We start from the raw sequence: 14,685 nt of genomic DNA on the forward strand, positions 1-14,685 counted from the left end.
TCAGTGCTTCACCTCCTCGACGGCGCCGGCGTGGCCGGTCACCGTGGCCGGGAAGTCGATCAGACCGGGGAAGAGGACGGGGACGTGCAGTTCGACGTCGGCCGTCACATAGCCGCTCCCGCCACAGGACACTTTCGCGCTCCCCCTCCACGCCGCCGACAGGTGCCTGAGCCCCGCCGCCGAGCACGCCGCATCCCTGGCGCCCCCCGGCGCCGCGGCCGTCCCCGCCCGCACCGCCTCATCGGCAGCATTCCCGGCAAGCGTGAAGGTGTACCCCACCAGCACGGCCTGCCACACGAGCACCAACGTCAGGACGATCAGCGGCGTCATCCCGAGGAACTCGATACTGACCTGCCCCCGATCCCCACCCGGCCTCCTCATGGAGCACTCACTCCTTCCGCCGCCGGAATCCACCCGGACCACGCCCGCTCCCCCGATGGCCCGCGGCTCCCTCGGCCGCCCGCACCAGCCCCAGCTCTCCCGCGAGCCCCCACAGCGCCTGCTTCACCGTGCTCCTGCTGTCGAGCTCATGGACCCGGCCGGCATCCACAACGGCCTGAAGTTCCTTGAAGTTGGCGGGAATCGCCGTACGCGCCAGCGCGGTTCCGGTGATCCGCTGCACCAGCGCGGGCTGGATCTCCGTACTGCGCGTGTGCCGGTTGACGACCACCGTCGTCTCCTCGGCCTTGCGGATCTGCAGCCGGTCCCACATCCGTACGGTCCGCTTGGCGGCGCGGACGGCGATGACGTCCGGGGTGGTGACCAGCAGCGCGATGTCGGCCATCTCCACCACCGCCGCACCGGCCCCGCTCAACTGGGCGCCGCAGTCGACGACGACCACCTCGTAGCGGGAGCGCAGGGCGCTGACGATCTGGCGGGCGGCGCGGTCGGTGACGTCCTCGCCGCGTTCGCCCTCGCCGGGCGCGAGGAGCAGGGCGAGCCCGGTGTCGTGGCGGAAGACCGCGTCGGCGAGGACGCGGGGCGAGATGTCGGTGATGGCGGCGAGGTCGGCCACGGACCGGCGGAACTGGATGTCCAGGTAGGAGGCGAGGTCCCCGGTCTGCAGATCCAGGTCGACCAGGGCCGTCGCCCGCCCGGAGGCCTGCGCGGCGAGGGCGAGCTGAATGGCCGCGAGCGTCGCCCCGACTCCCCCCTTCGCGCCGCTGACCGTGACGACCGTGCCGCCGACCCCGCCCAGCACATCGGAGGCGCCGTGGCCGAGGTGACGCCGTACCCCCGTCGACCACTGGGCGACGGCCTGGACCCGGCTGGCGAGTTCCTCGTACGACAGCGGGAGCGCGACCAGGCCGCGGGCGCCGGAGTCCATGGCGGCGGAGAACAGGCCGGGGCCCGCGTCGGTGGTGACGAGGATGACGCCGACGGCGGGGAAGCGGAGCGCGACCTCGCGGATCAGCTCCAGGGCCGGTACCGGGCCGATCCGCTCGTGCACGACGACGACTTCCGGGAGTTCGTCCACGGACTCGGCGGCGAGCCGGGCGAGGGTGTCGACGAGCTGGGTGGAGTCACCGACCGGTGGCTGGGGTTCGGCGTCGGGGAGCTGGCTGAGCAGGGTGGTCAGGGAGCGTACGGCGTCCGGGTCGGCTCCCGCCGGGAGGATCCTGGTAGGCATGCGGGCCGCCTCTCACTTGTCCGTCGCGAGTTCGTAGGTGCGGTCCTTGTCCGGGACGCTGGTCTCGCTGCCGGGGGCCACCAGCGCGAGCCGGACGCGCTGGGCGAAGGACTCGGCGTAGGTGATGCGCTGGGCGTCGAGGGTGGACAGCGCGAAGGTGATGGGGACGGCCTCGCTGGGCTGCTGCTGGTTCTTGCTCTGGTCCGGGTCGAGGGCGGTGATCTGGCCGACGTCGAGGACCCGGGCGTCGGTGACGATGATCTTCGACTGGTCCGGGTCGCCTTCCTTCTTTCCGGCGAAGGTGGCGTACACGTTGACGTGCGATCCGGGGGTGATCTTCCCCGCCACTCCGGTGGCCGCGTCGATCATGATGGCGACCTCCTGCTGTCCGGGCTGGAGAGCGGGCTGGTCGACGACCATGTCGGTCTGGAGCAGGGAGCCCTTGCGCAGGGTGGTGACCGCGATCTTGCCCTGGATCTGCCGCAGATCCGTGACCGCGTTGTCCGACAGCCACCGCTTGGGCATCTCGATCTTCTCGAACTGATCCACGCCCAGAGTGGTGTACGGCTTCACATCGGAGCGCACCCGGTAGGCGGTGACCTCCGGTCCGACCTTGGAATCGACGTCGTGGACGACGGAGAGCACGCCGGCGAACGCGCCGAGAGCGCACAGGACCGACAGGATCAGGAGTATCACGCCGCGGCGCTGACGGGAGTTCATGAACCGTGCAACCTCATTGGGGGAATCGGTCGAGCGGACTGGGGACGTACAGGGCGGGTCAGGCGGGCGTGCGCTGTTCCAGGGCGCGGGGCGCGGCGGGTTCGTAGGCGGGCGGGGTGGCGGAGCAGAAGACACAGCGGTCGCCGATGACGTCCAGTCCGCACCAGTGACAGGCGGTCTGCCGTACCGACGTGACCAGTTGGTAGAGAACGGACAGATCGGCGAGGTAGCTGCAGAACTCGGTCATGCGGCCGGTCCCCCACCACACCGGGGACTCGGCGGGCAGCGGCACCTCGCGCAGCCCGTGCACGCTCCACTGCCCCGCGAGCCCGGCGACCCAGTCACCCTGCGTCTGTCCCTTGGCGACGAGCATCCAGGTGTTGAACTCGGGCCCCTTGAGCGTGGCACCGGGCCCGATGCGCACGAGCTGGGGCTCCGGATGCGCGAGCACGGCGAACTGGCTGCCGGGCACCCAGGACTTGGCGTGCGCCTTGAGCCCGACCGGCACCCGGTCCAGTTTGGCGACCGAGCCGAGCACGGCCCCGGCGTGGATGTAGTGGGTGAGCAGCCGGCCGGCTGAGGCGAGCACGCCCGGGCTCAGATCGCAGGAGGCGAGCTGCCGGAGCTGCCGGGCGAGCACGGCGATGCCCAGCGGGGGCAGCTCCGGCCGGAAGAGGGCGATGCGATCGCTCTCCAGCAGTGAGCGCAGGGTGTGCAGCCGTCGTACGACGGGCTCGGGGGTGGCCGCCGAGCAGACGACGACCACATATCCGTACTGCTCGGTCAGGGTGTGGAGTTCGGTGAGCGCGTGCTCCAGGGGCCGCTGGTCGAGGCCGCCGAGCACGACGGGTGGCATGGTCCGTTCGTCCTGCGCCGGCAGTGCCATGTCGGCACTGGTCACGGCAATGGCAGTTGGCACGCGCAGCTCCCCGCTCTTCACTTCCGCCGGCCCACGGAGGTAACTCCCTTACGCCGGGACGACTTCACTGCGTGACTACCTGAGCACTGTATCCACGGCCGTATGACCGGAGAACAGCGTTTGTGAAGCCCGCGTGGAACTTTCGGGTCACAACTCCCGCCAAATCCGGACAGCTTGAGCGTCGATCCGGAAGCCGATCTGGTCTGGACCTCTTGACACCCTGATTGGTCTGGACCAACTTGTATCCCCGACGGCGGCGACCACATCTCCCCCCTCCCCTCTTCGCCGAGGCTCCCTCTTCTCCGACCCCACTTCCCCACCGGAGGCCCCAGTGGACCATGCACTAGGCATACCCAGACCCCGCGGACGGCGAATCACCCTGTGGTCCGCCGCCACGGCCCTGGCCCTCTCCGTGGCGGGCCTCACCGCGGCCGCGGCCCCGGCCTCCGCAGCGGACGTGAACAACGTCAAGAACGCCGGCTTCGAGTCGGGCCTGACCGACTGGACGTGCACGGCCGGCAGCGGCACCACCATCTCCTCCCCGGTGCACTCCGGCTCCTCCGCGCTGAAGGCGACCCCGGCCGGCCAGGACGACGCCCAGTGCACCCAGACGGTCGCGGTCAAGCCCAACTCGACGTACACGCTCAGTGCGTGGGTCCAGGGCGGCTACTCCTTCCTGGGCGTGACGGGCACGGGCACGACGGACGTGTCCACATGGACCCCGGACACGACGGCCTGGAAACAGCTGTCCACGACCTTCACCACCGGCGCGTCGACGACCTCGGTCACGGTCTACACGCACGGCTGGTACGGCCAGGCGGCCTACTACGCCGACGACGTCTCGGTCTACGGCCCCGACGGCGGCGGAGGCGGCGATCCGACCCCGACGGTCCCGGCGGCTCCCACCGGCGTGACGGTCTCCGGTACGACATCCTCCTCCGTCTCGCTGTCCTGGTCCCCGGTCTCGGGCGCGACGGGCTACAGCGTCTACCGCGACGGCACGAAGGTGACGGCGGTGACGGGCACGTCGGCGACCGTGACCGGACTGGCCGCCGCCACGTCGTACACCTTCCAGGTGACGGCGACGAACGCGGCGGGCGAGTCGGCCAAGTCGGCGTCGGTGACGGGCACGACGGCCTCCGGCGGCAGCGGCGGTGGCGGTGGCTCCCTGCCCAAGCACGCGGTGACCGGCTACTGGCAGAACTTCAACAACGGCGCGACGGTCCAGAAGCTGTCGGACGTCCCGTCCTCGTACGACATCATCGCGGTGGCCTTCGCGGACGCGACGTCCACGCCGGGTGCCGTGACCTTCAATCTGGACTCGTCCGGCCTGGGCGGCTACACGGTGGACCAGTTCAAGGCGGACATCAAGGCCAAGCAGGCGGCCGGCAAGAAGGTCATCATCTCGATCGGCGGACAGAACGGCACGGTGTCGATCAACGATTCCACGTCGGCGACGAACTTCGCGAACTCCGTCTACTCCCTCATGCAGACGTACGGCTTCGACGGCGTGGACATCGACCTGGAGAACGGCCTCAACGCCACGTACATGACCCAGGCGCTCCGCGCCCTGTCCGCGAAGGCCGGCTCGTCGCTGATCATCACGATGGCCCCGCAGACGATCGACATGCAGTCGACGTCGAACGCCTACTTCCAGACGGCCCTGAACGTGAAGGACATCCTCACGGTCGTCAACATGCAGTACTACAACAGCGGTTCCATGCTGGGCTGCGACGGCAAGGTCTACAGCCAGGGCTCGGTGGACTTCCTCACCGCCCTTGCCTGCATCCAACTCCAGGGCGGCCTGGCCCCGTCCCAGGTGGGCCTCGGCCTCCCGGCCTCGACCAGCGCGGCGGGCAGCGGTTATGTGTCCCCCACGGTGGTGAACAACGCCCTGGACTGCCTGACGGCCGGCACCAACTGCGGCACCTTCAAGCCGTCCAGGACCTACCCCGACCTGCGGGGCGCGATGACCTGGTCGACGAACTGGGACGCGTCGGCGGGGAACGCCTGGTCGAACGCGGTGGGGGCGCATGTGCACGCGCTGCCGTGACGCGAGTTTCGCCCAGTGACGGCGCCCGGGCCCTCGGCGGCCCGGGCGTCGCCGCACGCCGGGGACGCGGGTGGCAAATCCGCGACCCGGAGAGGGACCGGAGCGGCGATCATGAGAGCGCGAGGCGGCCGCCCGGGACATCCCGCGCGCGTGACGGCGCCTACCCGTCACGCGGCCCCCAACTCACACCACACGTACTTCCCCCGGTCTCCGAACCTTGCCGTCGGCTGCCACCCCCAGTACTCCGCACACGCCTTCACCAGGCCCAGCCCGCGTCCGTCCTCCAGTTCCGCCACCTGCTCCAGCGGGCGCGGCGGATCCGGTGGCGCGGGGTCGCTGTCCCACGCCCCGATCCACACGGTGCCCTGCGGGGTTCGGCGGACCCTGAGCGCGGCCGGTCCCTTCGTGTGGCGTACGGCGTTCGAGACCAGCTCTGCCGCCAGCAGCTCCGCGGTGTCCACCAGGCCGATCAGACCGTGCAGGGTCAGGATCAGGCGCAGGGTGCGACGGCAGACGGTCACGGCTCTGAGGTCGTTCGGGATGTAGAGCGTGTAGTCCCAGGTCTCGTTTTCGGGCATGCGTCATCGACTCCAGTCGGTGAGTGGGGACTTCGCGCGCGGTGGCATTGCCGCAGCCGCCATGGCAGGACGGAGCGGCGCGCTTCCGCTGTGTGTGCGCTACGTGACCGACGGTAGGGCCATAATTTGGGACCGTGCAAGTCGTTGCCGTAATCTGCCCCTCGAACGAGGTGGTGTCCCAGGCAAGGTGGCCGCGGGGAGGAAGACATGGCGCGCAGGAAGGAAGTCACCGCACGTCAGGCCCGTCTGGGTGCCGAACTGCGGAAACTACGCGAGGCCGCCGGACTCAAGGGGCGTGAAGCCGCGGCGCTGCTCGGTACGGACTCGGCTCAGGTGAGTCAGATCGAGTTCGGCACAGCAGGCGTCAGCGAGGAACGCGTACGCCGACTCGCCGCGCACTATGCCTGCGCGGACGCGGAGTTGATCGAAGCGCTGGTGGCCATGGCCACCGATCGGACGTGTGGCTGGTGGGAGGAGTACCGGGGTTCACTGCCCAGCTCGTTCCTGGATCTCTCCGAGCTGGAGCACCATGCAAACTACCGGTGGGACGTGGACTTCCTGCACGTTCCCGGCCTTCTTCAGACCGAGGAGTACGCACGCGCCCTCTTCTCGTACGTCAACCCCGAATTCCCGGAAGGCGAGCTGGACCGCTGGGTAGAACACCGCATGAGGCGAAGGGTCGTCATCGAGCGGCCCGACCCGATCCCGTACGAGACCCTGGTCCACGAAGCAGCTCTGCGCATCAGGGTCGGTGACCGCGCCGCGACCCGGGCACAGCTCTCGCGGCTCCTGGAACTGTCCGATGCGGCTCACGTCACCGTGCGCGTGATTCCGTTCGAACTGGACTCCTTCGCCGGCGCCGGTAGCGCCATGGTGTACGCGGGTGGCCCCGTCCCCCAGCTGGACACAGTGGTACGCGACAGCCCCCACGGCACGCTCTTCATCGATGCCGAAGCCCAACTCGGTCGCTTTCGAACGCTCTTCCGTAGGGTAGAAGCAGTGTCACTCGGACCCGAGCGTTCTCGTGACTTCATCCACCAGCTGGCCAAGGAGCTGTGAGGCGCACCATGACCACCCCCTCCGTATGGCGGAAGTCGTCCTACTCCGGCGGCGGCGAAGGCAACGCATGCGTGGAAGTCGCCGACCTCGACGACACCCACATAGCCATCCGCGACTCCAAGACCCCGGCCCGAGCCACCCTCACCTTCCCGGCCGCCGCCTTCGCCCCCTTCATCGACTCCCTGAAGGGGACTCCTCGTCGTCCTCGAAGTACGCGTCCAGCACCGCGTCCAGCTGCTCGTCCCACTCCTTGAACCGGGACTTCGTCGTCGCCTCGATCTCGATCGGGTACCAGCGGCGGTCCGGGGTGTGGACGGTGATCGTGTAGCGCTTGCCGAAGCGGGGGGTCTCCGTCTCGACCGCCGCGATCTCGTCCCAGCGGAACTCGCAGGCCTCCTCGTCCAGGCGGAGGCGGACGCCCTTGCGGTCGGCCACGATCTTCGCCCGGCGGTCGGAGGCCTCGAAGACCGGGCCGTCGACCGGACCGTCCTCGTCCACGCCTTCGTCCGCGCCTTCGTCGTCCCCGGACTGCGAGGTCCCCTCGGTCGCCTCCGGCGCCCTGGAGTCCTCCGGCTCTGCCGGCTCCGCCTTCACCTCCGCGTCCTGCGGCTCCGGTTCGTCGGAATTCGCCGGTGCCGGGACCGTGATTCCGGGGATGAACGCCGGGTCGAAACCGGCGCCCGTCACGGGCTCGGCCTTCAACGGCTCGGCCTCGGACGGCTTGCTGCTCGCTCCTATGCGCTGCTCCACGGCGGCAGTATGGACGACTTCCCTGTGCCGGAACCAGTCAGCCCGCCCATCCCCGGTTTCACTCACGTCACGTTCACACGAACACACTCACCACCGCCGCCACCGCGAACCCCGCCACCGACAGCACCGACTCCAGAACCGTCCAGGTGCGCAGCGTGTCCCGTTCGCTGATGCCGAAGTACTTGGCCACCATCCAGAAGCCGCCGTCGTTGACGTGCGAGGCGAAGATGGAGCCGGCCGAGATGGCCATGATGACAAGGGCCACGAAGGGCTGGGAGTGGTGGCCCTCGGAGAGCAGGGGCGCCACGATGCCCGCCGTCGTCACGATCGCCACCGTCGCCGAGCCCTGGGCCACCCGCAGGACCAGTGAGATCAGGTAGGACAGCAGGATCACCGGCAGGCCCACGCCGTGGAAGGTGTCCGACAGGGCCTGGGCCACACCGCTGGCCTTCAGTACGGCGCCGAAGATCCCGCCCGCGCCGACGACCAGCAGGATGTTGCCGACCGGCTTCAGCGAGGAAGTGGACACCGTTTCCAGGGACTTGCGGGACCAGCCCCGGCGCAGGCCCAGCAAGTAGTACGCGAGGAGGAGCGCCAGCGTCAGGGCCACGAACGGGCTGCCGAAGAACTCCAGGACCGAGCGGGTGGGGGACGGGTCCAGGGCGATCGAGGAGAAGGTGGCCGCGAGGATCAGGATCAGCGGTGTGCCGATGATGGCCAGGACCGTGGCGAGCGGCACCGGACGCTCCTGGGGTGCCATGCCCTGGGCGCGCTGTTCGGCCACGACCGCCCGCTTCGCCTCCTCCGCCGCCTCGACCATGTCCTGCGGTACGGCGACGAAGATCCGCTTGCCGATCCAGGCGGAGTACGCCCAGGCGGCCAGTACGGCCGGGATGCCGCAGACGATGCCCATGAGGATGATCCAGCCGAGCTGGACGTGGAGGAGGCCCGCGGCGGCGACCGGGCCGGGGTGCGGGGGCAGGAAGGCGTGGGTCATCGAGAGGCCGGCCAGCAGGGGGAGGCAGTAGAGCAGGATCGACTTGCCACCGCGCTTCGCCGCCGCGTAGACGAGCGGGGCCAGGACGAAGATGCCCACGTCGAAGAAGACCGGGATGCCGAAGATCAGGCCCGTCAGGCCCATCGCCAGGGGGGCTCGGCGCTCGCCGAACAGGGCCAGCAGGCGGGCCGCGAGCACCTCCGCGCCGCCGCTGACCTCCAGGATCGCGCCGAGCATCGTACCGAGGCCGATGATGATCGCGACGTGGCCGAGGATGCCGCCCATGCCGGACTCGATGGTGGAGACGGCGTCGGAGCGCTGGACCGTGCCGAAGAGTTCGGTGACCGACAGGCCGGCCAGCAGGCCCACGGCTATGGAGACGGCCAGGAGGGCCACGAAGGGCTGCAGCCGGACCTTGATGATCAGGAACAGCAGGAGGGCTAGGCCGAGGGCCGCGACCATGAGGAGGCCGGGCGTGCCGTCGACGAGGAGGAGCAGGCCTCCGGTGTGGGGTGGTGGGGCGGTGGGGGCGGTTGCGGCGAGCAGGAAGGACATACGGGGGTCCTCTTCGTAAATGCATTGTGCTTTCGGGCAGGGGGGATCGCGGTGCGGCGGCCCGGGGGTGGGCGCCGCCGTACCGTGAAGGGGCGTGCGGGTGGTGAGGGGTCGTCAGATGCTCAGCCGAGTACGGCGAGCGCGTCGATCTCGACGAGGAGGCCGGCCGGGAGACCGACGTAGACCGTGGTCCGGGCGGCGGGCGGCTGGGTGAGGCCCTGCTCCTCGAAGTACGCGTTGTAGATCTCGTTCATCTCGGCGAAGTGGTCCACGTCGGTGAGGTAGACGCGGATCATCATCACGTCGTCCCAGCTCGCGCCGCCCTCTTCGAGGATCGCCCTGACGTTGGCGAGGGTCTGGAGGGTCTGCTCGCGCAGGGTGGGACCGGCCGGCGTCGGGGGCCTGCCCTCCTCGGCGGGCAGGAAGCCGACCTGGCCGGCGACCTGCAGGATGTTGCCCTTCTTCACGCCGTGGGAGAACTTGGCGGGCGGGGTGGTGTGGGTCTTCGGGGTCAGGGCGATCTTGTCGGTCATACGGTGGGGTCCTTCGTCTCGGTCATGCGGGGTCCTTCGTGGGGTCCGACACCGGCGTTCTTCCGGAGTACTCGCCGCTGATCGCGTCCGCGGTACGGCGGACCTGCGGGAGCAGGGTGAGGAGTTCCTCGGCGGTGACGACCACGTTCGGCGCGGACACCGACATCGCGGCGACCACGCGGCCGTCGGCGCCGCGGACGGGGGCGGCGACGCAGTTGATGGACTCCTCGTGGCCACCGAGGTCGGTGGCCCAGCCCTGTTCGCGGACCTTCTCCAACTCCCGCAGGAAAGCGGGGGCGTTGGGGGTCGAACGGGGCGTGTACAGGGGGTATTCGAGCTGGTCCGCGAGGGCGCGCCGCTCGGGTTCGGGCAGGTCGGCGAGGAGGAGCTTGGCCACGGCCGCGACGGTGATGGCGACGGGCTTGCCGATCCGCGAGTACATGCGGACCGGGTAGCGGCTGTCCACCTTGTCGATATAGAGGACCTCGCCCTCCTCGTACACGGCGAGGTGCACGGTGTGCCCGCAGGCCTCGTTGAGGCGTACGAGGTGGGGGTGGGCGATCTCGCGGATGTCGAGGTTCTCCATCGCCTCCTGGGCGAGCGCGAAGAGGCGGGCGCCGAGGCGGTAGCGCTGGTCGGACTGGCGGTAGACCAGGCCGTGCTCGTGCAGGGTGCGCAGGAGGCGGAGGGCCGTGGATTTGTGCACGCCCAGCCGGTCGGCGACCTGGCCGAGGTCCGCCGGGCCCTCGGCGAGGAGCGGCAGGATGCTCAGGGCGCGGTCTACGGTCTGACTCATGGGGTGTTCGCCTCCTCCGATGCCCGCTCGGCCTGCGTCCAGCCGGGGGCGAGTCGAAGTCTCCCCCATGCGGTGGCGTCCAGGGCGGTCAGGCGGTCGGCGTGGTCCCGGGCGGGGGGTGTGGCCAGGTCGCCGGGGGTGGTGAGGGCCGCGGCGGCGAAGAGGTGGCCGAGCCGGAGGCGGGTCGCCAGGGGGAGGTCGCGGAGAGTGCCGGAGAGGAAGCCGGCGGCGAAGGCGTCTCCGGCGCCCGTGGTCGCCACGACGTCCACGTCGAGGGCGGGTTCGAAGGTGGCCGGGGTCGCGGTGGGCCGGCACCGTTCGAACGCCGTCGCGCCCCTCTCGCCCCGCTTCACCACCAGCACCCCCGGCTCCGGAAGCGCCGATCGGATCGCCTCCGGCCCGCCGGTGATGCCCCAGGCCTGCTCCGCCTCGTCCTCGCCGACGAAGACGATGTCCGCCCGGCGGGCCAGGTCGAGCAGCACGCGCGGCCCCTCGGGGCTCCGCCACAGGGCCGGACGGTGGTTCACGTCGAAGGACAGCAACGGGCGCGCCGGGCGGGCAGCCGTCAACGCCCGCAGCAAGGCTCCGCACTCCTGGGACAGTGCCGCCGTGATGCCCGACAGGTGCAGCACGCGCCCCGCCCGCACCGCCGCCAGATCCACGGTGGCCACCGACATCGCCGACGCCGCCGAACCCGCCCGGTAGTAGGCGACCTCGTGCGCGCCCGTTCCCCGGTCGCCGGCGGTGCGGAAGTAGACGCCCGTCGGGCGGGCCGGGTCCCGGGACACGGCCGAGACGTCGACGCCGTACCCGGCGATCCGCTCCACCAGGTGCTGCCCGAACCCGTCCGCGCCCACGCGGCTCACCCACCGTGCGCTGTGCCCGGCGGCGGCCAGTACGCAGGCCACGTTGGACTCGGCGCCGCCGATCGCACGGTCGAAGGAGGGCACGTCCGCGAGGCGGCCCGGCCGGGCGGGCAGGAAGGTGACCATGGACTCGCCGAGCGCGACCACGTCCACAACCTCCATGACCGCACCCTTCACGGCGTAAGCAGCGTCGTTGATGATGACTCCTGTCCGATGCCCGGGTCACGGTTTCGTTGACCCGATGTCGGCGAGATGCTAGACACCATTCAGCAATCCGTGCAATGACCGTTGCAGAGAGTGCAACAGTCCAGAGAGGGGCTCCATGAGCAGCAGCGAAGCGCTCGCCCGGCTGGCCGAGGAACGCGTCGACCACCGCTTCAAGGGCCTCCCGCCGGACGCCGACGGCCTCACCGTCGGCGAACTGGCCGCCCAGCGCCGCAACCTCTTCGCCGAGGCCGACGGCTTCACCACGCCCGTGCTCGCCCTGTCCGCCGAGCGCCTGGAACACAACCTCGCGCTGATGGAGACGTACGCCGCCCGGCACGGCCTCGCCTTCGCCCCGCACGGCAAGACCTCCATGGCCCCGCAGCTCTTCCACCGTCAGATCCAGCACGGCGCCTGGGGCATCACGCTGGCGGTGCCCCACCAGGTGCGGGTCGCCCGGGAGTTCGGCATCCAACGGGTCTTCCTCGCCAATGAGCTGGTCGACGCCTCGGCGCTGCGGTGGATCGCCTCCGAACTCGCCGCCGACCCGGACTTCCGGTTCGTCTGCTACGTCGACTCCGTGGGCGGCGTCGAGCTGATGGACTCCGCGCTCAAGGGCTCCGCGCGGCCCGTGGACGTCGTGGTCGAGCTGGGCGCCGGCGACGGCGCGCGGACCGGCGTACGGACGGACGCCGAGGCCCGGACCGTCGCCGATGCCGTGGCCCGCACGCGGACGCTGCGGCTCGTGGGCGTCGCCGGTTACGAGGGTGAGGTGCCGCAGGCCGACCCGGAGCGGGTGCGGGCGTATCTGCGGCGGCTGGTGGCGCTCGCCGCCGGCCTCGACGGGGCCGGGCTCCTCAAGGACGCGGCGGAGATCGTGGTGAGCGCGGGCGGCAGCGCCTGGTTCGACGCGGTGGCCGAGGTGTTCGAGGAGATCCCCGAGCTCTCCCTCCCCGTGCTGAAACTGCTGCGCTCGGGGGCGTACGTCTCGCACGACGACGGGCACTACCGCAGGCTCACCCCGTTCACCCGCGTCCCGGAGGAGGGGGCCCTTGAGCCCGCGTTCCGGCTGTGGGCGCAGGTCGTCTCCCGGCCGACCGCGGAGCAGGCCTTCGCCAACGCGGGCAAGCGCGACGCGGCCTACGACCTGGACCTGCCCACCGCCCAGGTGGTACGCCGGAACGGTGTCGAGCGCCCGGCCACCGGGATCACCGTGACCGGCCTGTCCGACCAGCACGCCTGGCTGCGCACGGAACCGGACGCGGACGTCGAGGTCGGCGACTGGATCGGGCTCGGGCTGTCCCACCCGTGCACGTCGTTCGACAAGTGGCAGCTGATCCCGGTGGCCGAGGCCGACGGGACGGTCGTCGACTACATCCGCACGTTCTTCTAGAGACTCTCAGGAGGCCTGGCATGGAGGACCTGGTCATCCGGGACGTCGACGTCGTGGACGGCAGCGGCGAACCGTCGTACCGGGCCGATGTGGTGATCGACGGCGGCCGGATCGTGTCGATCGTCAAGGAGGCCGCCGCGGCCGGCTGCCAGCGCCCGCGCGCCATGCGGGAGCTGGACGCGGAGGGCCTGGTCCTCTCCCCCGGCTTCATCGACATGCACGCCCACTCCGACCTCGCCCTGCTGCGCGACCCCGACCACAGCGCCAAGGCCGCGCAGGGGGTCACGCTGGAGGTCCTCGGGCAGGACGGGCTGTCGTACGCGCCGGTCGACGACCGCACGCTCCAGGAGGTGCGGCGGGCGATCACCGGGTGGAACGGGCACGGCGACGACATCGACTTCGACTGGCGGTCGGTCGGTGAGTACCTGGACCGGCTGGATCGCGGGGTCGCCGTCAACACCGCCTATCTCGTCCCGCAGGGCACGGTCCGCGCGCTCGTCGTCGGCTGGGAGGACCGCGCGGCGACGCCCGAGGAGCTGGGCCGGATGCGGCAGTTGGTCGCCGAGGGCATGGAGCAGGGCGCGGTCGGGCTGTCCTCCGGGCTGACGTACACGCCCGGCATGTACGCCCCGGACGCCGAACTGACCGAACTGTGCCGGGTGGTGGCGTCCTACGGCGGCTACTACTGCCCACACCACCGCTCCTACGGCGCCGGTGCCCTGGAGGCCTATGCCGAGATGGTCGCCCTGACCCGGGAGGCCGGGTGTCCGCTGCATCTGGCCCACGCGACGATGAACTTCGGCGTGAACGAGGGCCGGGCGCCCGAGCTGCTGACCCTGCTCGACCGGGCCCTGGACGCCGGCGCGGACATCACCCTCGACACCTATCCCTACACCCCCGGCTGCACCACCCTGGCCGCGCTGCTGCCGAGCTGGGCGAGCGAGGGCGGCCCGGAGGAGATCCTGGCGCGGCTCACCGACCCGGCGACGGCGGCACGGATCCGGCACGACCTGGAGGTGACCGGCTCGGACGGCTGCCATGGCGTGCCCGTGGAGTGGGAGACGATCGAGATCTCCGGTGTCACCGACCCGGCGCACGGCGACCTGGTGGGCCGTACGGTCCGGGAGGCGGCCGAGCTGCGCGGCGAAGCCCCGTGGGACACGGCCCGCCGGCTGCTGGTCGGGGACCGGCTCGGTACGACGATCCTCCAGCACGTCGGACACGAGGACAACGTCCGCACGATCATGCGGCACCGCACCCACACCGGCGGCTCCGACGGCATTCTGCAGGGCGACAAGCCGCACCCGCGCGCCTACGGCACCTTCCCGCGCTATCTCGGCCACTACGTACGGGAGTTGGGGATCCTGTCGCTGGAGGAGTGCGTCGCCCGTCTCACGTCCCGGCCCGCGGCCCGGCTGCGGCTGCCGGACCGGGGGCTGGTGCGCGAGGGGTACCGGGCCGACCTGGTGCTGTTCGATCCGGACACGGTGGCGCCCGGCGCGACCTTCGCCGAGCCCCGCACGCTGCCGACCGGCATCCCGTACGTCCTGGTCAACGGCAGGTTCGTCATCGAGGACGGGAAGCGGACGGATGTGCTCGCGGGCCGGGCGGTCCGCCGTACTTCCGTGTGAC

General features: G+C 70.7%; 15 protein-coding genes. 5 read left to right on the forward strand and 10 right to left on the reverse strand.

The window, feature by feature from the left end:
* Genes ACWCQS_RS01450 through ACWCQS_RS01465 form a run of 4 tightly spaced genes read right to left on the reverse strand, consistent with a single transcriptional unit; the run spans window position 1 to window position 3,290 of the window.
* Window positions 1–381, reverse strand: coding sequence for a TadE/TadG family type IV pilus assembly protein (locus ACWCQS_RS01450; RefSeq protein ID WP_451002578.1), 381 nt, complete (start codon window positions 379–381; stop codon window positions 1–3).
* 7 nt (window positions 382–388) lie between these two features.
* Window positions 389–1,630, reverse strand: coding sequence for an AAA family ATPase (locus ACWCQS_RS01455; protein ID WP_451002579.1), 1,242 nt, complete (start codon window positions 1,628–1,630; stop codon window positions 389–391).
* A gap of 12 nt (window positions 1,631–1,642) precedes the next feature.
* Window positions 1,643–2,350, reverse strand: coding sequence for a Flp pilus assembly protein CpaB (cpaB, locus tag ACWCQS_RS01460; RefSeq protein ID WP_451002580.1), 708 nt, complete (start codon window positions 2,348–2,350; stop codon window positions 1,643–1,645).
* Window positions 2,351–2,408: 58 nt separating this feature from the next.
* Complete coding sequence (locus tag ACWCQS_RS01465) at window positions 2,409–3,290, reverse strand: hypothetical protein (protein ID WP_451002581.1); 882 nt, start codon at window positions 3,288–3,290, stop codon at window positions 2,409–2,411.
* A gap of 310 nt (window positions 3,291–3,600) precedes the next feature.
* Between ACWCQS_RS01465 and ACWCQS_RS01470 the strand changes: the two genes are divergently transcribed.
* The gene (locus tag ACWCQS_RS01470) at window positions 3,601–5,322 is read left to right on the forward strand and encodes a chitinase (protein WP_451002582.1); all 1,722 of its coding nucleotides are present in this window, start codon (window positions 3,601–3,603) and stop codon (window positions 5,320–5,322) included.
* A 167-nt stretch (window positions 5,323–5,489) separates the two neighbouring features.
* On the opposite strand, the gene ACWCQS_RS01475 is transcribed toward ACWCQS_RS01470, so the two are convergent.
* Window positions 5,490–5,900, reverse strand: a complete 411-nt coding sequence (locus tag ACWCQS_RS01475; RefSeq protein WP_451002583.1) for an ATP-binding protein — start codon at window positions 5,898–5,900, stop codon at window positions 5,490–5,492.
* Between the two features lie 207 nt (window positions 5,901–6,107).
* Here ACWCQS_RS01475 and ACWCQS_RS01480 point away from each other — a divergent pair, with 207 nt between their 5' ends.
* Window positions 6,108–6,959 (forward strand): helix-turn-helix domain-containing protein, encoded by an 852-nt coding sequence (locus ACWCQS_RS01480; RefSeq protein ID WP_451002584.1) that lies wholly within the window; start codon window positions 6,108–6,110, stop codon window positions 6,957–6,959.
* A gap of 8 nt (window positions 6,960–6,967) precedes the next feature.
* A complete protein-coding gene (locus ACWCQS_RS01485; RefSeq protein WP_451002585.1) occupies window positions 6,968–7,213 on the forward strand; it encodes a DUF397 domain-containing protein in 246 nt (81 codons plus the stop codon).
* Here the strand turns inward: ACWCQS_RS01485 and ACWCQS_RS01490 are convergent.
* The 5 genes from ACWCQS_RS01490 to ACWCQS_RS01510 all read right to left on the reverse strand — a co-directional run bounded on the left by ACWCQS_RS01490 (window position 7,131) and on the right by ACWCQS_RS01510 (window position 11,618).
* A complete protein-coding gene (locus ACWCQS_RS01490; RefSeq protein WP_451002586.1) occupies window positions 7,131–7,709 on the reverse strand; it encodes a hypothetical protein in 579 nt (192 codons plus the stop codon). The two genes, ACWCQS_RS01485 and ACWCQS_RS01490, sit on opposite strands and share 83 nt — an antisense overlap.
* 73 nt (window positions 7,710–7,782) lie before the next feature.
* Entirely contained in the window at window positions 7,783–9,261 is a 1,479-nt protein-coding gene (locus tag ACWCQS_RS01495; RefSeq protein ID WP_451002587.1) for a GntP family permease, read from the reverse strand.
* A 122-nt stretch (window positions 9,262–9,383) separates the two neighbouring features.
* Window positions 9,384–9,794, reverse strand: coding sequence for a RidA family protein (locus tag ACWCQS_RS01500; RefSeq protein ID WP_451002588.1), 411 nt, complete (start codon window positions 9,792–9,794; stop codon window positions 9,384–9,386).
* Window positions 9,795–9,816: 22 nt separating this feature from the next.
* Entirely contained in the window at window positions 9,817–10,590 is a 774-nt protein-coding gene (locus ACWCQS_RS01505) for an IclR family transcriptional regulator (RefSeq protein ID WP_451002589.1), read from the reverse strand.
* Window positions 10,587–11,618 (reverse strand): sugar kinase, encoded by a 1,032-nt coding sequence (locus ACWCQS_RS01510; RefSeq protein ID WP_451002590.1) that lies wholly within the window; start codon window positions 11,616–11,618, stop codon window positions 10,587–10,589. The genes ACWCQS_RS01505 and ACWCQS_RS01510 overlap by 4 nt, the downstream gene beginning before the upstream one ends.
* A 160-nt stretch (window positions 11,619–11,778) precedes the next feature.
* Here ACWCQS_RS01510 and ACWCQS_RS01515 point away from each other — a divergent pair, with 160 nt between their 5' ends.
* Both ACWCQS_RS01515 and ACWCQS_RS01520 read left to right on the forward strand, forming a co-directional pair.
* Window positions 11,779–13,053 (forward strand): amino acid deaminase, encoded by a 1,275-nt coding sequence (locus ACWCQS_RS01515; protein ID WP_451002591.1) that lies wholly within the window; start codon window positions 11,779–11,781, stop codon window positions 13,051–13,053.
* A 20-nt stretch (window positions 13,054–13,073) separates the two neighbouring features.
* Window positions 13,074–14,684, forward strand: coding sequence for an N-acyl-D-amino-acid deacylase family protein (locus tag ACWCQS_RS01520; RefSeq protein WP_451002592.1), 1,611 nt, complete (start codon window positions 13,074–13,076; stop codon window positions 14,682–14,684).
* The last annotated feature ends 1 nt before the right edge of the window (window position 14,685 follow it).

The organism is Streptomyces sp. NPDC002076 (genome assembly GCF_053593835.1).